This is a genomic window from Paracoccus sp. FO-3 (genome assembly GCF_006386455.1).
Classification (GTDB): Bacteria; Pseudomonadota; Alphaproteobacteria; order Rhodobacterales; family Rhodobacteraceae; genus Paracoccus; species Paracoccus versutus.
This window is the reverse complement of the sequence record NZ_VCBQ01000007.1, coordinates 40,060-62,724: the sequence shown is the minus strand read 5'-3', so window position 1 is coordinate 62,724 and position 22,665 is coordinate 40,060. Positions and strand designations below refer to the sequence as shown.

At 67.8% G+C, this 22,665-nt stretch carries 18 protein-coding genes and 1 other RNA gene; 6 read left to right on the top strand and 13 right to left on the bottom strand.

The annotated features are described in order from the left end of the window. Positions 1 to 17 precede the first annotated feature (17 nt). A complete protein-coding gene (locus tag FE811_RS03205) occupies positions 18 to 1,880 on the bottom strand; it encodes an extracellular solute-binding protein (RefSeq protein ID WP_116221048.1) in 1,863 nt (620 codons plus the stop codon). A gap of 183 nt (positions 1,881 to 2,063) precedes the next feature. Beyond that, entirely contained in the window at positions 2,064 to 2,594 is a 531-nt protein-coding gene (locus FE811_RS03200) for a cytochrome c family protein (protein ID WP_072460733.1), read from the bottom strand. Between the two features lie 163 nt (positions 2,595 to 2,757). Here FE811_RS03200 and FE811_RS03195 point away from each other — a divergent pair, with 163 nt between their 5' ends. Further along, the gene (locus FE811_RS03195) at positions 2,758 to 3,648 is read left to right on the top strand and encodes a prephenate dehydratase (protein WP_036749667.1); all 891 of its coding nucleotides are present in this window, start codon (positions 2,758 to 2,760) and stop codon (positions 3,646 to 3,648) included. Between the two features lie 12 nt (positions 3,649 to 3,660). On the opposite strand, the gene FE811_RS03190 is transcribed toward FE811_RS03195, so the two are convergent. Next, positions 3,661 to 4,125 carry a hypothetical protein gene (locus FE811_RS03190; RefSeq protein WP_116221049.1) on the bottom strand — a complete coding sequence of 155 codons (465 nt, stop codon included), beginning with the start codon at positions 4,123 to 4,125 and terminating at the stop codon, positions 3,661 to 3,663. Positions 4,126 to 4,329: 204 nt separating this feature from the next. Here FE811_RS03190 and FE811_RS03185 point away from each other — a divergent pair, with 204 nt between their 5' ends. Further along, positions 4,330 to 6,141, top strand: coding sequence for a bifunctional 2',3'-cyclic-nucleotide 2'-phosphodiesterase/3'-nucleotidase (locus tag FE811_RS03185; RefSeq protein ID WP_244294948.1), 1,812 nt, complete (start codon positions 4,330 to 4,332; stop codon positions 6,139 to 6,141). 48 nt (positions 6,142 to 6,189) lie between these two features. After that, positions 6,190 to 6,286, top strand: an RNA gene (gene ffs / locus FE811_RS03180) — signal recognition particle sRNA small type. Positions 6,287 to 6,343: 57 nt separating this feature from the next. Here ffs and FE811_RS03175 read toward each other — a convergent pair. From FE811_RS03175 to FE811_RS03155, 5 genes are all read right to left on the bottom strand, one after another. Further along, positions 6,344 to 7,399, bottom strand: coding sequence for a patatin-like phospholipase family protein (locus FE811_RS03175; protein ID WP_036749771.1), 1,056 nt, complete (start codon positions 7,397 to 7,399; stop codon positions 6,344 to 6,346). 244 nt (positions 7,400 to 7,643) lie between these two features. Further along, positions 7,644 to 8,771 (bottom strand): peptide chain release factor 2, encoded by a 1,128-nt coding sequence (prfB, locus tag FE811_RS03170; protein ID WP_024845198.1) that lies wholly within the window; start codon positions 8,769 to 8,771, stop codon positions 7,644 to 7,646. A gap of 76 nt (positions 8,772 to 8,847) precedes the next feature. Beyond that, complete coding sequence (locus FE811_RS03165; RefSeq protein ID WP_116221051.1) at positions 8,848 to 11,385, bottom strand: penicillin-binding protein 1A; 2,538 nt, start codon at positions 11,383 to 11,385, stop codon at positions 8,848 to 8,850. A gap of 70 nt (positions 11,386 to 11,455) precedes the next feature. Continuing rightward, positions 11,456 to 12,691 (bottom strand): N-acetylmuramoyl-L-alanine amidase, encoded by a 1,236-nt coding sequence (locus FE811_RS03160; RefSeq protein WP_116221052.1) that lies wholly within the window; start codon positions 12,689 to 12,691, stop codon positions 11,456 to 11,458. Further along, positions 12,688 to 13,824 carry a pyridoxal phosphate-dependent aminotransferase gene (locus FE811_RS03155; RefSeq protein ID WP_116221053.1) on the bottom strand — a complete coding sequence of 379 codons (1,137 nt, stop codon included), beginning with the start codon at positions 13,822 to 13,824 and terminating at the stop codon, positions 12,688 to 12,690. Before FE811_RS03155 ends, FE811_RS03160 begins: the two co-directional genes overlap by 4 nt. 135 nt (positions 13,825 to 13,959) lie before the next feature. On the opposite strand from FE811_RS03155, the gene FE811_RS03150 reads away from it, so the two are divergent. Next, positions 13,960 to 14,712, top strand: coding sequence for a DsbA family protein (locus FE811_RS03150; protein WP_072460739.1), 753 nt, complete (start codon positions 13,960 to 13,962; stop codon positions 14,710 to 14,712). A 261-nt stretch (positions 14,713 to 14,973) separates the two neighbouring features. Here FE811_RS03150 and ispG read toward each other — a convergent pair whose 3' ends face one another. The 3 genes from ispG to hemA form a co-directional block, all read right to left on the bottom strand. Further along, on the bottom strand, positions 14,974 to 16,098 hold the full coding sequence (gene ispG / locus FE811_RS03145) for a flavodoxin-dependent (E)-4-hydroxy-3-methylbut-2-enyl-diphosphate synthase (protein ID WP_036749646.1): 1,125 nt from the start codon (positions 16,096 to 16,098) through the stop codon (positions 14,974 to 14,976). Between the two features lie 124 nt (positions 16,099 to 16,222). Next, positions 16,223 to 17,443, bottom strand: coding sequence for a helix-turn-helix domain-containing protein (locus FE811_RS03140; protein WP_036749643.1), 1,221 nt, complete (start codon positions 17,441 to 17,443; stop codon positions 16,223 to 16,225). A gap of 108 nt (positions 17,444 to 17,551) precedes the next feature. After that, entirely contained in the window at positions 17,552 to 18,781 is a 1,230-nt protein-coding gene (gene hemA / locus FE811_RS03135; protein ID WP_036749768.1) for a 5-aminolevulinate synthase, read from the bottom strand. Positions 18,782 to 18,950: 169 nt separating this feature from the next. Between hemA and FE811_RS03130 the strand changes: the two genes are divergently transcribed. After that, a complete protein-coding gene (locus FE811_RS03130) occupies positions 18,951 to 20,336 on the top strand; it encodes a dipeptidase (protein WP_072460740.1) in 1,386 nt (461 codons plus the stop codon). 163 nt (positions 20,337 to 20,499) lie between these two features. Then, the gene (locus FE811_RS03125) at positions 20,500 to 21,075 is read left to right on the top strand and encodes a LysE family translocator (RefSeq protein WP_072460741.1); all 576 of its coding nucleotides are present in this window, start codon (positions 20,500 to 20,502) and stop codon (positions 21,073 to 21,075) included. 150 nt (positions 21,076 to 21,225) lie between these two features. On the opposite strand, the gene FE811_RS03120 is transcribed toward FE811_RS03125, so the two are convergent. Together FE811_RS03120 and fdxA are read right to left on the bottom strand one after the other, a co-directional pair. Further along, entirely contained in the window at positions 21,226 to 21,735 is a 510-nt protein-coding gene (locus FE811_RS03120) for a CarD family transcriptional regulator (RefSeq protein ID WP_036749634.1), read from the bottom strand. A 452-nt stretch (positions 21,736 to 22,187) separates the two neighbouring features. Beyond that, positions 22,188 to 22,526, bottom strand: coding sequence for a ferredoxin FdxA (gene fdxA / locus FE811_RS03115; RefSeq protein ID WP_024845187.1), 339 nt, complete (start codon positions 22,524 to 22,526; stop codon positions 22,188 to 22,190). Positions 22,527 to 22,665 lie beyond the last annotated feature (139 nt).

Genomic DNA, 22,665 nt, shown 5'->3' with positions numbered 1-22,665 from the left:
CGCCGGCCCCCTGGGCCCTAGCGCAGCGCGCCGGATTGTTTCAGCTTTGCCGCCTTATCCGCGTCATACCACCAGAAATCAAGCTCACCCAGCGCATAGGGCGGCAAGGTCTCGGGATGGGCGAAGATGTCGTAATAGGCGACGGTATGCTCGGCCTTGAACCATTGCGGCACCCAGAAGTGCTGCGCGCGCAGGCTGCGGTCCAGCGCATGGGCCACGGTGATCATCTCATCCTCGCTCTTGGCCTCGATGCCCAGCTGGATCAGCCGGTCCACGGCCGGATTGGCCATGCCCATGGCGTTGAACACGTCGCCCACGTTTTCCGAGCCAAAGGTCTGCTCGGTATCGCCGGTCAGGAAATAGCCCTGGAGCAGCTGATCGGTGACGATGTCGAAGTCGTGGCTGCGGGTCCGCGCGGTCAGCTGCGCATCGTCCACCCGCAGGTTCACCGCGTCGATGCCCACCGCGCGCAGGTTCTGCACGAAGGGGTTGATGACGCGGTCGAAGGTGGCGCTGTCGTTCAGGAACTCGACCCGCAGCACCTCGCCCTTGGCGTTGCGGCGCATGCCGTCGGCGCCCGGCTTCCAGCCCGCCTCGTCCAGAAGCTGCGCCGCGCGGCGCATGTTGCGCCGGTCGAGCTGGGTCTTGCCCGAGACGGGCTGCAGCACCGCATCCTCGGTCAGCACGCCCGGCGGCAGATCCTTGGCCAGGGGCTCGAGCAGCGCCAGCTCGGCCGGCGTGGGCTTGCCCTCGGCCATCAGCGGGCTGTTTTCCCAGGGCGAGTTCACCCGCGCGTAAAGCCCATAGAACAGCGTCTCGTTCGACCATTCGAAGTTGAACATCAGCCCGATGGCCTCGCGCACGCGGATGTCCTGGAACTTGGGCCGGCGCAGGTTGAAGACCCAGCCCTGCCCCGAGGCGATGCTGCCGTCTGGCAGCGCCTCCTTTTTCACCGCGCCGGATTGCACGGCGGGGAAATCATAGCGCGTCGCCCAGTGGATCGAGCTGGCCTCGTTGCGGAAGGTATAGACGCCGGCCTTGAACGCCTCGAAGGCGCTGTCGTAATCGCCGAAATACTCGACGCGGATGCGGTCGAAATTGTGCCGGCCGATGTTGATCGGCAGATCCTTGCCCCAATAGTCGGGATTGCGCCGCAGGGTGATCGAGCGGCCCGCATCGGCCCGATCGAACATGTAAGGCCCCGAGCCGACGAAGGGGATGTTGCTCGACTGCTCGATGTCGCGCTTGTTCTTGCGGAAATCCTCGCGCGAGAAGACGATCTGGCCGCCCACCGACTGGATCACGTCGCGGCGCGGATAATCCGGCCGGAAGATAAACTTGATGGTGCGGTCGTCGATCACCTCGGCCTTGGCAACGATCTTGGAAATGATCGTGCGGTACGAGGACAGGCCCTTGTCGCGCAGGAGTTCAAAGGAAAACAGCACGTCATGCGCGGTCAGCGGCGTGCCGTCCGAGAATTTCGCCTCGGGGCGCAGGTGGAAGATCACCCAGTCGCGGCTTTCGGGATATTCGATGGTCTCGCAGAGCAGGCAATAGGCGGTGCCGATCTCGTCGGCGACGCTTTCCATCAGCGGCTCCAGCATGGCGTTGGAAAGCAGGGCCGCGCGGCCGCGGTGGGTATAGGGGTTGTAGCTGTCGAACCCGCCGCTGAACCATTCCGAAATCTCGCCGCCCTTGGGCGCATCGGGGTTCACATAGCGCAGATGCGGGAAATCCGCGGGCAGCTCGGGCTCGCCGAAGACCGAGATGCCATGGGACACGATGGTCCGGGGTTCCTGCTGCTCCTGCGCCAGGGCCCAGCCGGGCAGAAGCGCCATGAATGCAACCATCGGGGCATGTCGCAGGAAACGCATCGTCATCGGGTCTTGTCGATCCTTGTTCTGGTCTTGCTCGGGCGGCGGCGGGCCGCCGGCGGCAAGGCTAGCAGCCCACGGGCCCGGTTCAACATGCAAATGCGTGATCCGCCGCGCGGGGGCCTTGCCGCGGCAACGAAAAAGGGCGCCCCAAGGGACGCCCCATGCCTGCCGGGTGGGCCGGGCGGCTTACTGCTGGCCTTGCAGATAGGCGATCAGGTTGGCGCGATCCTCGACCTTGGGCAGGCCGGCGAAGGACATCTTGGTGCCCTTGACCACGGCCTTGGGGTTGGCGAGGAACTCTTGCAGCGCCTCGGGCGTCCAGTCGCCGCCATGCGCCTTCATCGGCTCGGAATAGTTGAAGCCGCCGACGCTGGCCACCGCGCGGCCCATGACGCCGTTCAGATGCGGGCCGACGCCGTCGTTGCCGTCCAGCTTGTGGCAGGCCTTGCACTTGCCAAACACTTTTTCGCCCGCGGCGGCATCGGCCGAGGCCAGCACGGTGGCGAAATCAGGCCCCTCCTCGGCAGCCTCGTCATCGGCGCCGCCGGCATCCTCGACCGGGATGGTATAGGCCTGGGCATGTTCCTCGCCCTCGGCGCCGTGGCCCGAGACGCCGACATGAAAGATGCCCGATGCCGCCCAGCTCATCAACAGCAGGAACAGAAGCGAGCCGATCAGCGCACCGGCTGCCTTGGTGACGGTCATGGTATCGAACATGTCTGCGGATCCCCTGGGCTGTCCGTGGATTTGGCCGTATCTACCCGCTTTTGTTCCACCGGTTCAAGGTGTAGTTGTCGCTGGCAAAGCACAAAACCGACCACGAGGCCGGCCCGCCACGGGGGCATGGCCCAGGCCGCCACCCCAAGCCAAGGTGTGATCCATGACCGACGCCCCCACCCAGAACGTGATCGCATTCCAGGGCGAGCCCGGCGCCTACAGCCACCAGGCCTGCCGCTTCTATCGCCCGCAGATGGAGGCGCTGCCCTGCCGCACCTTCGAGGACACGATCGAGGCGGTGCGCGGCGGCAAGGCCGAACTGGCGATGCTGCCGGTCGAGAACTCGACCTATGGCCGGGTCGCCGACATCCACCACCTGCTGCCCGAAACCGGGCTGCACATCATCGACGAGGGCTTCGTGCGGGTGCGCATCAGCCTGCTGGCCGTGCCCGGCACCAAGCTGTCGCAGGTCAGCGACGCGATGAGCCACCCGGTGCTGCTGGGCCAGTGCCGCGGCTTCCTGCGCCGCCACGCCATCCGCGGCATGGTCGGCGCCGACACCGCCGGCTCGGCGCTCGAGGTCGCGCGGCGGGGCGAGCCGTCGCTTGCCGCGCTGGCCGCGCCCCTGGCGGGCGAGATCTACGGGCTCGAGGAGCTCGCCTCGGGGATCGAGGACCGGCAGAACAACACCACCCGCTTCCTGGTCATGGCGCGCCAGCCCGATTTCAGCCGCCGCACCAATGCCCAGGGCGGCACGACGATGATGACCAGCTTCGTGTTCCGGGTGCGCAACATCCCGGCCGCGCTCTACAAGGCGCTTGGCGGCTTTGCCACCAACGGCGTCAACATGACCAAGCTGGAAAGCTACATGGTGGACGGCGTCTTCACCGCCACGCAATTCTATGCAGACATCGAGGGCCACCCCGAGGATCCGCATGTCGCCCGCGCGCTGGAAGAGCTGGACTATTTCACCTCCAGCCTGAACATCCTGGGCGTCTATCCCGCCGATCCGCTGCGCGCCGCGCAATCGCAGGCGGCGGCCGCCGCCCGATAGGCGGGCCGGCCGTCAGGCAGCCTGCGCGCCCGCGGCCAGGTCGGCGATGAACTCGCCGATCCGCCGGGCGAACTTGCGATCCAGCTGCGCCTTGCCCAGCTTGGCGGTCTGCAGCATCAGCCGCGCCTTCATGCTGCGCGGGCGCGCCTCGGTCTCGAAGATCAGCCGCGATTTCGTCCGGGTCAGCGCGACCACGGTCATGCGGATGACCAGGTCAAGCTGGTCGGAGGTGGCGTTGATGACCATCGCCTCGGGCGCGTCCAGCCGCGCCACCTCGGCCGTCACTTCGCGATGGCGCCCGCGCCAGTCGAAGCCGATCAGCCAGCGCATCCCGACCCCAGGGGCGGCCAGGTCGTCCAGACGGCGCACCGTGGCGCCGCGCCGCACCAGCATCCGCTCAATGGCGTGAAAATTTCTGGCCGCACGGAACAAGGCCTCCGCGGCCAGATCGACGTCCCTTCGGGTCGAAAACTTCATGGCTGATCCAGTCAAATCAAAGAAACAACGCGCCGCCGCGGTTCATCCCATGTTGCGCCGGGGCATGCAAGCCGCCGCCTGCGAGCGCTGATCAGCCGCAGGCGTGAAATGCAATCTACAGTTGCATTATGAGCGAATAGTCTGCATTCATGCGGCATGACTTGCATAGGCCCCATCACCAAGCCGCATTTTGGCGCCAAGTCCATGGCAGTTCGCGTCTTGGCGACGACCGACCTGCACATGCATATGCTGGGTTATGACTATTTCGCCGATCGCCCCTCGGGGCGGCTGGGGCTGTCGCGGGCGGCGGCGCTGATCGCCCGCGCACGCCAGACGGCGCGCAATTGCCTGCTGTTCGACAATGGCGACGGGCTGCAGGGCAGCCCGATGGGCGACTACCTGGCCGAGATGGACGACATCGGCACCCGCCAGCCGCATCCGGCCATCGCGGCAATGAACGCGCTTGGCTATGACGCGGCGACCATCGGCAATCATGACTTCAGCTTCGGCCTGGGCTTTCTGCGCCGCACACTCGAGGGCGCCGAGTTTCCCGTCGTCTCGACCAACCTGCGCCCGCTGCGCCCGCTGCCGGTGCAGACCCATGTCCTGCTGACGCGGCAGTTCCGCGACGACCAGGGCCGGCCGCATGCGCTGCGCATCGGCGTGCTGGGCTTTCTGCCGCCGCAGACCGTGGAATGGGAACACGGGCTGAAAGCCGAGATCGCGGTCCAGGACATCCTGCTGGCCGCCCGCACCGGCATCGCGGCCCTGCGCGAACAGGGCGCGGACCTGATCGTGGCGCTGGCCCATAGCGGCATCGGCGCGCTCTCCCCGGCGCCGATGATGGAGAACGCGGCCACCGCGCTGGCCGCCCTGCCCGGCATCGACGTGGTGATCGCGGGCCATACGCATCGGGTGTTTCCCTCGGCCGACCATCCGCAGGGGCCGGGAATCGACGCCCGCCGCGGCACGCTGGCCGGCAAGCCCGCGGTCATGCCCGGCTTCTGGGGCTCGCATCTGGGGGTGATCGACCTGCGGCTGGAACCCCTGGCCCAGGGCTGGCGCATCGCCGACTTCACCTGCCGCGCCGAGCCGGTCGGCGCCGAAGAGGACCATCCCGCCGTCACCGGCCCCGCCCTTTCCGCCCATCGCCAGACCCTGCGGCATTTCAGCCGCCGCATCGGCCGCACCGAACGGCCGCTGAGCAGCTATTTCTCGCTGATCGGCGAGGATCCCGGCCTGCGGTTGGTGGCCATGGCGCAGCGCTGGCACGTGCGGCGCGCCCTGCGCGGCACGCGCTGGCAGGACCTGCCGATCCTGTCGGCGGTTGCGCCGTTTCGCGCCGGCGGCCGCGGCGGGCCGCAGCATTACACCGACGTCCCGGCCGGGCGGCTGACGCTGCGCAACATCGCCGATCTCTACCTGTTCCCGAACCGGATCTGCGCCATCCGCCTGACCGGGGCCGAGCTGCGCGAATGGCTGGAGCGCTCGGCCAGCATGTTCCTGCGCATCGAGCCGGGCAAGCCGGACCAGCCGCTGATCGACCCCGAGTTTCCCAGCTACAATTTCGACATCATCGACGGGCTGGGCTGGCAGATCGACCTGAGCCGCCCGCCGCGCTACGCGCCCGACGGACGGCTGGCCCATCCCGATTCGCACCGCATCTGCGCGCTGACCCACCGCATGCGCCCGGTCGCGCCGGACCAGCCCTTCATCCTGGTGACGAACAGCTACCGGCTGTCGGACAGCGGGCTCTTCGCCTCGGTGGCGGCGGGGCGACCGGTGCTGCTGGACGGCTCCTCCCCCACCCGCGAGGTGCTGCGCCGCTATGTGGCGCAGCGCCGGGTGCTGGCCCCCAATCCCCGCGCGGGCTGGAGCTTTCGCCCCCTGCCCGGCACGTCGGTCCTGTTCAAGACCGGGCCGGCCGCCGCGGGGCACCTGGACGGGCTTTCCACGCCGGTCGAGCCGGCCGGAATCGCCCCCGACGGCTTCCTGCGCCTGCGCCTGCATCTGTAAGCGGCCAAGCCGCTTGCATCCCGCCGCGCGCGCGCCTATCTAGGCGGCGAGAGGTTGGCGCGGGCAGGCGCCTCGCCAACCCGGTCAGGTCCGGAAGGAAGCAGCCGTAACGAGCCCCGCTTGGGTCGCTGTCCAGCCTCTCACCCAGCTTCCCGCGGATCGCCAAGGCCCCCTGCCCGGATGCGGCCGGACAGGGCCCAAGCTATCTGCGGCCGAAAAGCTGGGACAGGTCGTAGGAATCGCGCTCGCCGATATTGCCGGCATCCTTCTCCAGGAATCGCTCGGCCGCCTCGACCCCCGCATCATGCATGCGCTGCAACAGGCCGGGATTCGGCAGCAGCTTGGTCCGGGCGCTCAGCGAATTCATCAGATCCTCGTCCATGATCGCATGCAGCAGCACGTTCTTCATCGGCCGGCCGGTCAGCCGCTCCTCGGCATGCAGCCGCTTGACGAAATTGATCGCGCGCAGTTCGGCCAGGAGCGCCGCGTTGAAGCTGATCTCGTTCACCCGGTCCTGGATCGCGGCCGGGGTCTTGGGGATCGCCTCGCGCAGCATCGGGTTGATGTTGACGATGACGATGTCGCGGGGCAGGTCCGGGCGATACAGCGGGAACAGCGCCGGATTGCCGGAATAGCCGCCGTCCCAATAGGCCTCGCGCCGGCCGGTCAGCGGGTCGTCGATCTCGACGGCGCGGAACAGCTCGGGCAGGCAGGCCGAGGCCAGCACCGTATCGACCGTCACCTCGGCCCCGCCAAAGATCCGCACCAGCCCGGTGCGCACATTGGTCGCGGTGACGAAAAGCACCGGCCCCTCCTCGCGGCCCAGCCGGGGATGCGGCATCTCGCGCAGGATGGCGGCCAGCGGGTTGGTATAGAACGGCCCCGAATCATAGGGGCTGAACACCCGCGTCAGCGATCCCAGCCAGGCCACGGGGGAAAACAGTTCGGTCAGCCGCTGCCAGGCGCGCGGCACCGGGAACATGGAATGCAGCCAGCGCACCACGGAATTGTCGCTGACCTGCCCGACCTGCGACCAGATATGCGCCAGGTTCTGCCGCGCCGCCTCGCGCCCGCGCCGGCCCGGCCCGCAGGACAGGCCGGCCGCCAGCGCCGCCCCGTTGAGCGCCCCGGCCGAGGTGCCGCTGATGCCGCGAATCTCGATGTCCGGCTCGTCCAGCAGCCGGTCCAGCACCCCCCAGGCAAAGGCGCCATGCGCGCCGCCGCCCTGCAAGGCCAGGTTGATCCGCTTGACCGCCATGCCGCCCCCGTCCGCTGCCATCCGCGTCACAGGCTAACCCGGCACCGCGCGACACAAAACCCCGGAACCCACGCCCGGCCTGCACGCTTCTTCGTTCCTCAAATACCCATGCCGCCGTGCCAACGTCGCCCATGCATGGGTATTTGAGGAACAGAGAAAACACTCGCGCAATGCCCCGCGCCCGCGCCGCGCCTGCTTCACCGTTTTCCAGATGCTCGCGCGACCGCGCCACGGGCGCGGCGGATCAGTCCTCGGCCTGCGCCTCGGCCCGCGACTTGCCGGCCACGTCCAGCGCCAGCGTCGCGGCCATGAAGGCGTCCAGGTCGCCGTCCAGCACCCCTTGCGTATCCGAGGTCTCGTGCCCGGTGCGCAGATCCTTCACCATCTGGTAGGGATGCAGCACATAGGAGCGGATCTGGTTGCCCCAGCCGGCATCGCCCTTGGCCTCGTGCTGGGCGTTGATCGCGGCGTTGCGCTTGTCCAGCTCCAGCTGATAAAGCCGCGCCTTCAGCGCCGCCATGGCGTTGGCGCGGTTCTGGTGCTGCGATTTCTCCGAGCTGGTCACGACGATTCCCGTCGGCAGGTGGGTGATGCGCACCGCCGAATCGGTGGTGTTGACATGCTGCCCGCCGGCGCCCGACGAGCGGTAGGTGTCGATCCTGATCTCGTTGTCGGGGATGGTGATCTCGATATTGTCATCCACCACCGGATAGACCCAGACCGAGGAAAACGAGGTATGCCGCCGCGCCGCCGAATCATAGGGCGAGATGCGCACCAGTCGATGCACGCCCGATTCCGACTTCAGCCAGCCATAGGCGTTCGGCCCGGAAATCTTGTAGGCGGCGGAACGGATCCCCGCCTCTTCGCCCGGCGTTTCGGACAGAAGCTCGACATTGTAGCCTTTCTTCTCGGCCCAGCGGACATACATCCGCGCGAGCATGCTGGCCCAGTCGGCGCTTTCCGTGCCGCCGGCCCCGGCATTGATCTCGAGGAAGGTGTCGTTGCCGTCGGCCTCGCCGTTCAGAAGCGCCTCCAGCTCCTTCTGCGCGGCCAGTTCCGCCAGGGATTTCAGCGCGCCCTCGGCATCGGCGACGATCTCGGCATCGCCCTCGGCCTCGCCCAGCTCGATCAGCTCGGCATTGTCCTTGAGCTCGGTGTCGATGCGGCGATAGGTCTCGACCGCATCCGACAGCATCTGCCGGTCGCGCATCAGCTTCTGGGCGCGGGCCGGGTCGGACCAGATGTCGCCGGCCTCGATCATGGCGTTCAGCTCTTCCAGCCGGTGCGGCGCGGTTTCCCAGTCCATGCGCTGGCCGAGCAGTTTCAGCGATTTGCGGATCGCCTCGATGGTGGCTTGGGTTTCGGCGCGCATGGGCACTCTCTGGGTTCGGATTTCGGTCAGGGCAGGACAAATAACGCGGGCGGCGGGCGGCGGCAAGCGCCAGCCCTCAATACAGCCCGCCCGAGGACAGAGTGCCGAAATCGGCCTTCTTCGGGATCACCTTCTTCTTGCCGGTCGAGGTCGTCACCGCCTGCCCGCCGTCGCGCGCCTCGGTGAACAAGGGCAAGGTGCCCGGATCGGCACGGCCGAAGCCGCCGTCGACCAGCATCAGCCCGGTCAGATCCTGGCCGTCGCGGAAATATTCGGCGATGACGTTGTCGCCCTTGGCATCCGGGCCCAGGATCGCGCCGCTGAAGCGGTCGATGTTGACGAAATGCCCGCCCGGCGGAACCTTGAAGGCGGTGCCGCCGAATTCCTTGACCGCCTCTTGCATGAATTCGTTGAAGACCGGCACGCAAAGCGTCCCGCCATAGGCGTTGGCGCCCAGCGTGCGCGGCTGGTCGTAGCCCAGATAGCAGCCGGCGACGATGTTCGAGGTGAAGCCGATGAACCACACGTCCTTGGCATCGTTGGTGGTGCCGGTCTTGCCGGCCACGGGCACCGGCAGGCTGACCCCGCGGCCCGAGCCGCGCTTGACCACGCCCTCGAGCATCGAGGTCAGCTGGTAGGCGGTGATCGCGTCCATCACCCGTTCGCGGTTCGAGCGGATCTCGGGCGCGGCGCCGGCGGGCAGGGTCGGCTGGCCGCAGGTCACGCAGTCGCGGCGGTCGTGGCGATAGATGGTGCGGCCGCGGCGGTCCTGCACGCGGTCGACCAGCGTGGGTTCCACCCGCTCGCCGCCATTGGCGAACATGGCATATGCGGCGACCATCTTGAACAGCGTCGTTTCCTGCGCGCCCAGCGAATTGGCGAGGAAATGGCCGAGATGGTCGTAGACCCCGAATTTCTCGGCATATTTCGCCACCGTGTCCATGCCGATGCCCTGGGCGATGCGGATGGTCATCAGGTTCCTGGACTGCTCGATCCCGGTGCGCATCGGCGTCGGGCCATAGAACTTGCCGCTGGCGTTCTTGGGCGTCCACAGCCCCTGCGGCGTGTTCACGGTGATCGGCTCGTCCACGACGATGGTCGCGGGGTTGAAGCCCGAATCCAGCGCCGCCGCATAGACGAAGGGCTTGAAGCTGGAGCCCGGCTGGCGCTGCGCCTGGGTGGCGCGGTTGAAAACCGAGCTTTGATAGGAAAAGCCGCCCTGCATGGCGATGACGCGGCCGGTGTTCACGTCCATGGCCATGAAGCCGCCCTGCACCTCGGGCACCTGGCGCAGGGTCCAGCGGATGAAGCTGCCGTCGCTGTCGCTGGTCATGCGCCGCACCAGCACCACGTCGCCCAGTTCCAGCAGGTCCGAAGCCACCTTGGCCTTGGGCGCCAGCGTGCCGTCGGCCAGCCGCTTCCTTGCCCATTGCACGTCCTTGGCCGGGATCTGGGCGGTGCCCTCGATCCCCTCGATGCCGATGGTGGCCTCGCTGTCCCCCAGCGCCAGCACCACGGCCGGAAACCAGCCCTCGATGTCGCGGGGCACATCGGCATCGGACAGCGCCGCGCGCCATGCCTGCTCGTCGCCCAGCTGCTCGGCCGGGATCCTGACGCGGGTGCCGCGCCAGACGCCGCGGCCGCGGTCGTATTTCTCGAGCGCCTGCTGCAGCGCATGGGCGGCGACCTGTTGCAGCTTGGGGTCGATGGTCGCCCGGATCGCCAGCCCGCCGCCGAAGAACTCCTCGGCGCCGAATTGCGCCGAAAGCTGGCGGCGGATCTCGTCGGTGAAATAGTCGCGCGGCGGCAATTGCTGCTGGAAGGCGGGGAAATCGCCGTTCTGGACCGAGCGCAGCGGCTGCCTGGCCTCGGCCTCGTAGGTGGCCTGGTCGATATAGCCGTTCTGCCACATCTCGCGCAGGACATAGTCGCGCCGTTCGGTCAGCGCCTCACGGGCGCGGACGGGGTGATAGCGGCCCGGCGCCTTGGGCATGGCGGCCAGGGTCGCCGCCTCATGCGGCGCAAGCTCGGTCAGCGGCTTGTTGAAATAGCTTTGCGCCGCCGCGGCCACGCCGAAGCTGTTCTGTCCCAGGAAGATCTCGTTGAGGTAAAGCTCGAGGATCTGGTCCTTGCTAAGCGTCGATTCCAGCCGGGTGGCCAGGATCAGCTCCTTGATCTTGCGCTCGACGCTGCGGTCGCTGGACAGCAGGAAGTTCTTCATCACCTGCTGGGTGATGGTCGAGGCGCCGCGCAGGTTGCGCCCGCCCGAGCTGATCGCATCCAGCGCCGCCTTGCCCATGCCCATCGGGTCGAAGCCGTGATGGCTGTAGAAATGCTTGTCCTCGGCGCTGATGAAGGCCTGCTTCACCAGGGGCGGGATCTCGTCGATGGGCACGAAGATGCGGCGTTCCTCGGCGAATTCGTCGATCAGCCGCCCTTCTGCGGAATAGATCCGGCTGATGGTCTTGGGCGCGTATTGCGCCAGCTGCTCATGGCTGGGCAGGTCGCGCGAATACATCCAGAACACCGCGCCCACGGTCAGGGCGATGAAGAAGACCGCGGTCACGAGCCAGGAAAAGATCGCACCGATGAAGGACAGCAGGAAGCGCAGCAATGGGCAAGCCTCTGGGGATAACCTGCGCCTCTATAGACAGCGAGGCCGCGCCCGTCAAAGCAACCTTGCGCTACTTGCGCAGCAGGGCGGCGCGGGCGGCATCGTCCTGCGCCCAAAGCCTGATGGCCTGGGCCAGCGCCTGCGCGGTCTGCGCGCGCCACTCGGGGTCGAACAGGTTGGCGCGGTCGCCCGGATCGGTCAGGAAGCCCAGCTCGACCAGGACCGAGGGGATGTCGGGCGATTTCAGCACCGAAAACGCCGCGCCGCGCACCGGCCTGCGGTGCATGGCGATGCCCGCCCGGTTCAGCTCGGACACCGCGAACTTGGCGAAGGCTTCCGAGCGCGGATGCGTCTCGGTCCGCGCCAGGTCCATCAGCACGTCGGCCAGCTGGTCGTCGGTCCCCGACAGGTCCAGCCCGGCCAGCAGGTCGGCGCGGTCGTGGCGCATGGCCAGTTCGCGCGTGGCGCGGTCGTCGGCCTGCGGGTTCCAGACATAGATCGACAGCCCCGCCGCCTCGCCCGCCGGCAGCGCATCGGCATGGAGCGAGATGAACAGGTCCGCCTGCTCGGCGCGGGCAATGGTCATGCGCCGCTCAAGCGGGATGAAGCTGTCGTCCTTGCGGGTGGCGATGACCTCGAAACCGGCGCGGTTCAGGATCTCGGTCAGTTCGCGGGCAAAGCCCAGCATCAGCGCCGCCTCGCTGATCGCGCCGACCTGGGCGCCGGGGTCGTGGCCGCCATGGCCGGGGTCCAGCGCCACGCGCAGGGGCCGGGTGCCGGCGCGGCGCGGCGGCAGCGGCGCCACGGCCGCCGGCTGCGGCAAGTCCCACAGCGCCGAAAGCGCATTGCCGCGGGTGACGAAATCCTCGGGCTTCACCGGCTCCATGCGCAGCTTGACCAGCGCCCCCTGGGCGTCGCCCTCGGCCGGGCTTTGCACCGCCAGCCGCAGCGCATAGGGGCCGGGCAGTTCCATCACCAGCCGCGACCAGCCGGGGCGAAAGCGCCCCCAGCGCAGCGCCGGCACCAGTTCGCGCCCCGGCAGCGCCTCGGCATCGGCGCCGGAAAAGTCGATCTCGCGGAAATCCACCACCAGCCGCGGCGGCCCGTCCAGGAAATAGACCCGATAGGGCACCGGCCGGCTGATCGTCAGCCGCAGCTCCATCGGCCGCGGCTTGCCGCGGTCGCGCCCCTCGGCCACCAACGAGGATTGCGCCAGATCGACCGTCGCCACGGCCGGGCGCGCGCCGTCATCGGCCAGCGCGGGCCAGGCAAGCCAGACCAGCAGGATGGCGCAAAGCCATCTCATCGCGCCGCCATGAAGGCCGCCAGACGGTCGAGCCCCTCGGCGATCTCGGCTGCCCCCGCGGCATAGCTGAAACGCAGGGTCTGCGCGCCGCGATGGGGGTCGAAGTCCAGGCCCGGCGTCACCGCCACCCCGGCCTTTTCCAGGATTTCCGCGGCGAAGGCCAGGCTGTCCGTCGTCAGCTCCGACACGTCGGCATAGATGTAGAAGGCGCCCTCGGGCGGCGCGATGCGCGAAAATCCGATCCTGGGCAGCCGCTCCAGCATCAGCCGGCGGTTCTCGGCATAGACGGCCAGGTTCGCCTCGGCCTCATCGACGCAATCCAGCGCCGCCAACGCCGCGACCTGGCTGGCATGGGGCGGGCAGATGAACATGTTCTGCGCGATCCGCTCGACGGTGCGGATCATGCCGTCGGGCACCACCATCCAGCCCACGCGCCAGCCGGTCATGCTGAAATATTTCGAGAAGCTGTTGATGACGAAGACCTCGTCCGTCACCTCCAGCGCGGAATGGAAGCCCGCGCCATAGTCCAGCCCGTGATAGATCTCGTCCGAGATCACGTTCATGCCCAGCTCTGCCGCGCGCGCGGTCAGTCCCGCCAGCTCCTCGCGCCGCAGCACCGTGCCCGACGGGTTGCCGGGCGAGGCCAGGATCAGCCCCTGCGCATCCGCCGGCAGGTCGCCCGGGCGCGGCTGATAGCGATCCTCGGCCCGCGTCGGGATGCCCACCGGCTCCAGCGACATGGCGCGCAGGATCTGGCGATAGCTGGGATAGCCCGGCTCGCCGAGCGCCACCCGCGCGCCCGCGTCGAAAAGCGCCGAGAAGGCCAGGATGAAGGCGCCCGAGGAACCCGGCGTCACCACCACCCGCGCCGGGTCGAGGTCGAGCCCATACCAGCGCTTGTAAAGCCCGGCGATGCCCTGGCGCAGTTCCGGCAGGCCAAGCGCGACCGTATAGCCCAAGGGCCGGTCCAGCGCCGCCGCCAGCGCCCGGCGCGCGCCTTGGGGCGCCGGGGTCGAGGGCTGGCCGACCTCCATGTGGATGATGCGGCGGCCCTGGGCCTCGGCCTTGCGGGCGGCCTCCATCACATCCATGACGATGAAGGGATCGACCTGCCCGCGGCGGGATTGTCTCATGTCAGCCTGCCTCATGGTTTTGGCCGGGTATCCGCCCTGCGGCCGGCCCGGTCAAGCCCGCGTGATGCCCCGGCCGGGCGCTTGCAACGCCCCGCGCAAGCGGTCAAGTTGCCGGGAACTGGAGAGGATTGCCCGATGAAAGCCCTTGTGACCGCAGCGCTGCTGGCTGCCACCGCCCTGCCCGCCGCGGCCTTCGACCCCGCGAACATGACCGAGGCCGAGAAGGCCGCCTTCGGCGAGGCGGTGCGCGACTACCTGATGGCCAATCCCGACGTGCTGATCGAATCGATCAACGTGCTGGAGGAACGCCGGCTTGCCGACGAGGCCCGCAACGACGAGCTGCTGGTCGAGAACAACCGCGAGGCGATCTTCCAGGACGGCCACAGCTGGGTCGGCGGCAATCCCGAGGGCGACGTGACCCTGGTCGAGTTCGTCGACTACCGCTGCGGCGTCTGCAAGCGGGTCAGCCCGGACGTGGAGAAGCTGATCTCGGCCGATGGCAATATCCGCTGGATCGTCAAGGAATTCCCGATCCTGACCCAGGAAAGCGACATGGCCGCGCGCTTTGCCGTCGCGGTGCAGCAGGAAGCCGGGCCCGACGCCTACAAGAAGGCGCATGACGCGCTGATGGAATCGCGCGGGCCGGTGAACCTGGAAAGCCTGGCCAAGCTGGCCGGAGACCTGGAGCTGGACAGCCAGGCGGTGCTGAACCGGATGAACACCGAGGAGGTCTCGGCCGTGCTGCGCAAGAACCACCAGCTGGCCGAGCAGATGCGGATCATGGGCACCCCCACCTTCATCATCGGCGGCGAGATGCTGCGCGGCATGCCCACCGAAGGGCTGGAGGGCGCGATTGCCCGTGCGCGCGAGGCCAAGGCCGAGGGCTGAGGCTGCGCCGCCTGGGCCGGGTTGCGCGGGCGGCAGGGGTATTTCTGGAACGAAGAAATACGGGGCGGCGCATGGGGCCGCCCTTTGGCTATTCGGCGGCGGATTGCACAGCATGCCCACCCAGGGGCTGGAGGGCGCGATTGCCCGCGCACCGAGGCCAAGGCCGAGGGCTGAGGCTGCGCCGCCTGGGCGGGTTGCGCGGGCGGCATGGGTATTTCTGGAACGAAGAAGCATGGGGCGGCGCATGGGGCCGCCCTTTGGCTATTCGGCGGCGGCGGATTGCGCGGCCTCGATCTCGGCGGCGCGTTTCTCGACCAGCTCGACGATATGGTCGACCATCTGGGCGTTGGTCATCTTGTGGTTCTGCTTGCCGGCCAGATAGACCATGCCCGAGCCGGCGCCGCCGCCGGTGAAGCCGATGTCGGTCATCAGCGCCTCGCCCGGCCCGTTCACCACGCAGCCGATGATCGACAGGCTCATCGGGGTCTTGATGTGTTCGAGGCGCTTTTCCAGGGTCTCGACCGTCTTGATGACGTCGAAGCCCTGGCGCGCGCAGCTGGGGCAGGAGATGATCTGCACGCCGCGGGTGCGCAGGCCAAGCGATTTCAGGACCTCGAAGCCGACCTTGACCTCCTCGACCGGATCGGCGGACAGGCTGACCCGGATCGTGTCGCCGATGCCCATCCACAACAGGTTGCCCAGGCCGATGGCGGATTTCACCGTGCCGGAGACCAGCCCGCCCGCCTCGGTGATGCCCAGGTGGATCGGCGCATCCGTCGCCTCGGCCAGCTGCTGATAGGCGGCAGCGGCAAGGAAGACGTCCGATGCCTTCACGCTGATCTTGAATTCGTGGAAATCATTGTCCTGCAGGATGCGGATATGGTCGAGGCCGGATTCCACCATCGCATCCGGGCATGGCTCGCCGTATTTCTCCAGCAGGTGCTTTTCCAGGCTGCCGGCGTTCACGCCGATGCGGATCGAGCAGCCGTGGTCGCGGGCGGCCTTGATCACCTCGCGCACGCGGGCGGCGTCGCCGATATTGCCGGGGTTGATGCGCAGGCAGGCGGCGCCGGCCTCGGCGGCCTCGATGGCGCGGCGGTAGTGGAAATGGATGTCGGCCACGATCGGCACCGGGCTTTCGCGGCAGATCTCGCGCAGGGCGCGGGTCGAGGCCTCGTCGGGGGTCGAGACGCGGACGATGTCGGCGCCGACGTCGGCGGCGCGGATGATCTGGTCCAGCGTCGCGCGCACGTCCGAGGTGTCGGTATTGGTCATGGTCTGCACGCTGATCGGCGCGTCGCCCCCGACCGGCACGTTGCCGACCATGATCCGGCGCGACTTGCGCCGGTCGATATTGCGCCAGGGGCGGATCGGATTATGCGACATGGCTGGGGCCTTTTCCTGCGCCAGAGGCGGATTCACCCGTCAGAAATAGGCCGATGCGGCCGGACGGGCAAGCCATCCGACCCCGGTCGGGCGCGCGATGCCGCATCCGTGACCCCGCGGCCGGTCAATCCTGCGCGGGGGCCTGGTCCGGCTGCTCGGCCGATGCCAGCGCGACCATCTCGGCCAGCTGCGGATCCTTGCTGAGATCGGCAAAGGCATATTGCGCCGTCAGCGCCGTGGGCGACAGCTCGACATTCTTGACCACCCTGGCGCCGGGCGCCGCCGGGCCATAGGTGCGGCCGTTGACCGCGAAATAGACCGCGCCGGAATTGCCCGCGCGCAGCACCGGCGGCGCTTCCAGCTTGGGCAGGGCGAAACGTTCGCCCGCGTCCATGGTCTTTTCCAGCAGCACCGTGCCGTCGGCCGAGGTGACGCGCACCCAGGCGGGACGGGCGGTCAGGATCTCGATCTCGGGCGCATCGGGGGCGACGGTGCGCACCGCCGCCTGTTCGGGCGGCATCTGCGGGCCATAGACCCGGTCCTGGACCGCGGCGGTGCGGGTTGCGGGCGCGGCGCCTTCCGGCTTGGCCGCCGGCACGTCCAGCCGCGGGTCGATGGCGGCGATGGGCCCGTCGCGGGCGACCAGCACCGGCAGCTCCAGCGCCTGCGGGCGATAGGTGCGGTCCAACCCCTCGGGGCGCGGCAAATTGACCTGGGCCGATTCCACGGTCTCGGGCTCGGCCGCCTCCTGCACCGGGTCCAGCGCGGCGATGACGCCGGGGGCCTGCTCGCCGGGGGTCAGGTTGACCTTCTGCACCTCTTGCAGCACGGCCCAGCCGCCATAGCCCAGCCCGCAGGCCAGCACGACCATGACCAGCAGCGAGCCGATGGCCCGCGGCTCGATCGAGCTCCAGATGCTTTCCTGCCGGGGCAGGAAGATCGGATGCGGATTGGCCAGCGCCTCGGCCGGGTCCGAGGGCCGGCGCTGCGGCTTTGGCCCGGCGGCGGCGGGGGCCATGCCATGCGTCGGCTGGAAGCCCGATTCCTGGCAGAAGCGGCGGAAGGTCCAGTCGGCGTCCATGCCGAGATAGCGGGCATAGGAGCGGACATAGCCCGCGATGAAGCTGGGCGTGTCGAAGGCGGAAATGTCGCAATTCTCGATGGCGGCGACATAGGAGGCGCGAATGCGCAATTCGCGCTGGACATCCAGCAGCGACTTGCCCAGCGTGGCCCGTTCGCCCCGCATCAGATCACCGAGACGAATGTCAGGATCGTCGAAACCGGGCGGCAAGGCCGCCGGCTCCTCATGGCCATTGGACGGGGGATTACCCCTTAGCCCGATCATTGCGCCTGCCCCATTCTTTGCTGCTCGTCCCCGCGAATCGGAAGACTCTCACAACTTGATTAAAGCAAGGTTATCACGGGCGCGAGAGGTCTTCACCCCGAAACCGTCTCAGGCAGCTGAAGTTGAACGGTTCAGTTTGCACTGCGACCAGAGGTTGTCCATGGCCTTCACCAGCTGGTCGATCTGCTTGGGATCATGCACCGGCGAGGGCGTGAAGCGCAGCCGTTCGGTGCCGCGCGGCACGGTCGGGAAGTTGATCGGCTGCACATAGATGCCGAAATCGGCCAGCAGCATGTCCGACAGCGCCTTGCAATGCACCGGGTTGCCGACATGCACCGGCACGATATGGCTGCCATGGTCCATGATCGGCATGCCGAGCCCGCGCAGCCGCATCTTCAGGATGCGGGCGTTCAGTTGTTGCTGGTCGCGCAGCAACTGCCCTTCCGCCGTCTTGAGGAAGGCGATCGAGGCCGCGGCCCCGGCCGCCACCGCCGGCGGCAGCGAGGTGGTGAAGATGAAGCCCGGCGCATAGGAGCGGATTGCGTCCACCATCTTGGCCGAGGCGGCGATATAGCCGCCGAAGACGCCGAACGCCTTGCCCAGCGTGCCGTTGAAGATGTCGATGCGGTGGCTGAGCCCGTCGCGCTCGGCCACGCCGCCGCCGCGGGGGCCATACATGCCGACGGCATGGACCTCGTCCAGATAGGTCAGGGCGTTGAATTCCTCGGCCAGGTCGCAGAGCGCCGCGAGGGGGCCGAAATCGCCATCCATGGAATAGATCGATTCGAAGGCGATCAGCTTGGGCGCCTCGGGATCGTCGGCCTCCAGCAACTCGCGCAGATGCGCGACGTCGTTGTGGCGGAAGATGCGCTTGGCGCCGTCGAACCGCTTGATCCCCTCGATCATCGAGGCGTGGTTCAGCTCGTCGGAATAGATGATGAGGCCGGGAAACAGCTTGCGCAGGGTCGAGAGCGTGGCGTCATTGGCGGTGTAGGCGCTGGAAAAGACCAGCGCGGCCTCTTTCCCGTGCAGGTCGGCCAGTTCCGCCTCGAGCCGCTTGTGATAGACCGTGGTGCCCGAGATGTTGCGCGTGCCGCCGGAACCCGCCCCGGTGGCATCCAGCGCCTCGTGCATCGCCGCCAGCACCACCGGGTGCTGGCCCATGCCCAGGTAGTCGTTGCCGCACCATACGGTGATCTCGGTCTCGGTCCCGTCGGGACGGGTCCAGACCGCCTGCGGATAGGCCCCCTTGCGACGCTCGATGTCGATGAAGGTGCGGTAACGACCCTCTTCGTGCAGCTTGCCGATGGCCTGATCGAGGGCGGCTGAATAGTCCATCACGGATCCCTTGCCTTGCTTGAACTTGCTTGCTTGGGGGATCATGCTGCGATCCCGCGGGTCATACCTTGATACGCATCAAGCCAGAGGAAATACAGCGTTAAAATGTCGCACCCATACCAAGGGGACAGGCATTTTCTCTGATAAAATCAATCAGGAAAGGCGAAGGATGACGGACAATTCCAGAATCGGCGAAGTACTTTCAACGCTGGACGCGGGGCTGCCCCAGGCGCTCGACCGGCTGATGGAATTTCTTCGCATTCCCTCGGTCTCGACCGACCCGGCCTATGCGGCCGAGGTGCGGCGCGCCGCGGAATGGCTTTGCGCCGAGCTGGTCTCGCTGGGCTTCCGGGCCGAGCTGCGCGACACGCCCGGCCATCCGATGGTGGTCGCGCATTCGCCGAAGGGGACGCGGCGGCCGCTGCTGTTCTATGGCCATTACGACGTGCAGCCCGTCGATCCGCTGGAGCTGTGGGAACGCCCGCCCTTCGAGCCGCATATCGAGGACACGCCGCAGGGCAAGGTGATCCGCGGCCGCGGCGCCTCGGACGACAAGGGCCAGTTGATGACCTTCGTCGAGGCGTTCCGCGCCTGGAAGGCGGTGCATGGCAGCCTGCCCTCGGACCTGGTGCTGCTGTTCGAGGGCGAGGAGGAATCCGGCTCGCCCAGCCTGCGCCCCTTCCTGCGCGAGAATGCCGAGGAATTGCGCGCCGGCATCGCCATGATCTGCGACACCGGGCTTTATGCCGACGGCCGCCCGGCCATCACCACCCAGCTGCGCGGGCTTTGCGGCGAGGAGATCGTGATCCGCGCCGCTGACCGCGACCTGCATTCGGGCAGCTTCGGCGGGCTGGCGGCGAACCCGGTCCAGATCCTCGTCAACGCGCTTGCGACGGTCAAGGACGCCGGCGGCCGCGTCGCCCTGCCCGGCTTCTATGACGGCGTCGAGGAGCTGTCCCCGGAACTGCGCGCCGACTGGGCCGCGCTCGGCTTCGACCCGGCCGAGTTCCTGGGGCGCGTCGGGCTGAAGCATCCGGTGGGCGAGACGGGCCGCACCGGGCTGGAGATGGTCTGGAACCGCCCCACCTTCGAGATCAACGGCATCACCGGCGGCTATACCGGCGAGGGCTTCAAGACCGTCCTGCCGGCCGAGGCCCGCGCCAAGGTCAGCTTCCGCCTGACCGGCACCCAGGATCCCGACCGCATCCGCGAGACCTTCCGCGCCCATGTCCGCGCCCATGTCCCCGAGGATTGCACGGTCGAGTTCCACGGCCATGGCGCCAGCCCGGCCAGCCGCATGGACATCTCGGACCCGGCCTTTGCCGCGGCCAAGGCGGCGCTGACGCAGGAATGGGGGCGCGAGGCGGCCTATATCGGCGCCGGCGGCTCGATCCCCATCGCCGGGGATTTCAAGGAGATCCTGGGCATGGATTCCATGCTGATCGGCTTTGCCCGCGACGACGACCGCATCCATTCCCCGAACGAGAAATACGATCTCGACAGCTTTGCCAGGGGCGCGCGCAGCTGGGCGCGCATCCTGGCCGCCCTGGGCTGAAAGCCGCGAGGGGCGGCCCGGCCGGATCGCCCCCTTTCGCACGTAGCGGCAGCGGCGAAAAGCGGCCGTGACCGGGCCCTTGCCTTGCGCCCCTGACCCAGATCAATTCATCCAGGGGAAGGCCATGATAGCGCGCAGGCAGGATTGAGAAGGGACGCGACCGATGACCATGACGGCATTCGTTTCGGCGGTTCTGGCGCTGCTGCTGGCGCCGGGGCCGACGAATACGCTGATGGGGATCGCCGGGGCGCGGCGCGGGCTGGCCAGCGTCGCGCGCCTGCTGCCCGCGGAACTGGCGGGCTATCTGACGACCGTCCTGCCGCTGGCCTTCCTGGGCGCGGGGCTGCTGGAACAGGTGCCGGCCCTGGCCGTCGGGCTGAAACTGGCGGCGGCCGCCTGGATCATGGTCCTGGCGACGGCGCTGTGGCGTGCGCCCGGCGATGAGGGCGAAAGCCGCGGGGTCGGCGCGCGGCGGATCTACGTGACCACCGTCCTGAACCCCAAGGCGCTGATCTTCGGCCTGGTCCTGCTTCCCGCGCCGCAGGATCCGGCCTTCGCGACACGGCTGGGGATGTTCTGCCTGATGGTGATGGGCGCGGCCCTGGCCTGGGGCTGCGCCGGGGCCTTGACGCAGGCGGGAAACGGCGGCGGAAAGCGGCTGCAAGGCGTCCAGCGGCTCGCCTCGGTCTGGCTGGCACTGGTTTCGATCTCGCTGGTCTTCGGCCTGATGCGCGCCTGACGCCGGCAACTTTACCCGACCGGCCTGATGCGCGCCCGACGCGGGCAACTTTTCCCAACGGGGTTTTGCCCCCCCGAGCGCGGCTTTCCCGCCTCTCGGCATGAAAAAGGGCGCCCCTGCGGGCGCCCCGATCATCCCGACGGCCTGCCCTCAGGCGGCGCGGGCGGTCAGCACGGTTTCGACCTTCTTCTGCGCGCCGGCCTCGTCCATGCCGGACACGGCGGCGACCTCGCGGGTCAGGCGGTCCAGCGCGGCCTCGTAGAGCTGGCGCTCGGAATAGGATTGCTCGCGCTGGTCGTCGTTGCGATGCAGGTCGCGCACCACCTCGGCGATCGACATCAGGTCGCCCGAGTTGATCTTTTGCTCATATTCCTGGGCACGGCGCGACCACATCGCGCGCTTGACGCGGGCCTTGCCCTTCAGCGTGTCCAGCGCCCGCTCGACCAGGTCCGGGGTCGAGAGGCCGCGCATGCCGATCTCGGTCGCGCGGGCGGTGGGCACGCGCAGGGTCATCTTGTCCTTTTCGAACGAGATCACGAACATTTCGAGGCGCAGTCCCGCCACCTCCTGCTCTTCGATCGAAACGATGCGGCCCACGCCATGGGTGGGGTAGACGACAAAGTCATCGGGGCGGAATTCGGTCTTCTTGGCTTTCGACATTGGGCATCCTTCGCAGTTGCACCGCCACGCGGCACAAAAACCCCCAAGGCGGGACAATCCCCCCTTACGGGCCAACATTGTTGTTCTTGCACTTCTGACCGGGCAGTCGATCAGGACAGGCAGCAGCGCCGGCCAGGCCACAAAAGCAGCCCGACCGGCGCGAGATGGCTGCACCATAGCACAAAAATCGCGCCGGTTCAAAGGTTCCCTGAAAAGCGGCACCGGCCCCGTTTGACGAAAGAAAATCGTTCAGACTCAATACCAGGGAACGCTTCACCGAACAGAGCCGATGCATGGCCAGGGCGAATCGACGCCCTCGCCACGGATGCGATCTAGCGGTTGTGGCCCCGTCTCGCCAAGCGATGCGACAGTCAAATCCGACATATGATGCAGGATCGGCACAGTCGTTAGCATTTCAAACGAAATCGGCCCCGCGAACGGGACCGGAGGTCTCAATCCCCCTCGCCGGGCGCTTCCGAGAAATATTTCTCCAGCTTGCCGGGCATGCCGTCCATCTCCTGATAGCCGGGCATCGGATCCTTCTTGCGGGTGATCACCGGCCAGGATTCGGCATATTTGCGATTGAACTCGACCCATGTCTCCATGTCGGGCTCGGTATCGGGGCGAATCGCATCGGCCGGGCATTCCGGTTCGCAGACGCCGCAGTCGATGCATTCGTCGGGATGGATGACCAGCGTGTTCTCGCCTTCATAAAAACAGTCCACGGGGCACACCTCGACGCAGTCGGTGTATTTGCACATGATGCAGTTTTCGGTGACGACATAGGTCATGGCGAGATATTCCTGTTTCCTGATCGGCTAGTTACGCCCGCCGCAGCCATCAATCAAGGCCACCGCCGGCGAAAAGACGAGGATAGGGCCGAGCCCCGGCCGGGATGGGATGGCGTTCTGTCGCAGGGGCGCGGGCAGG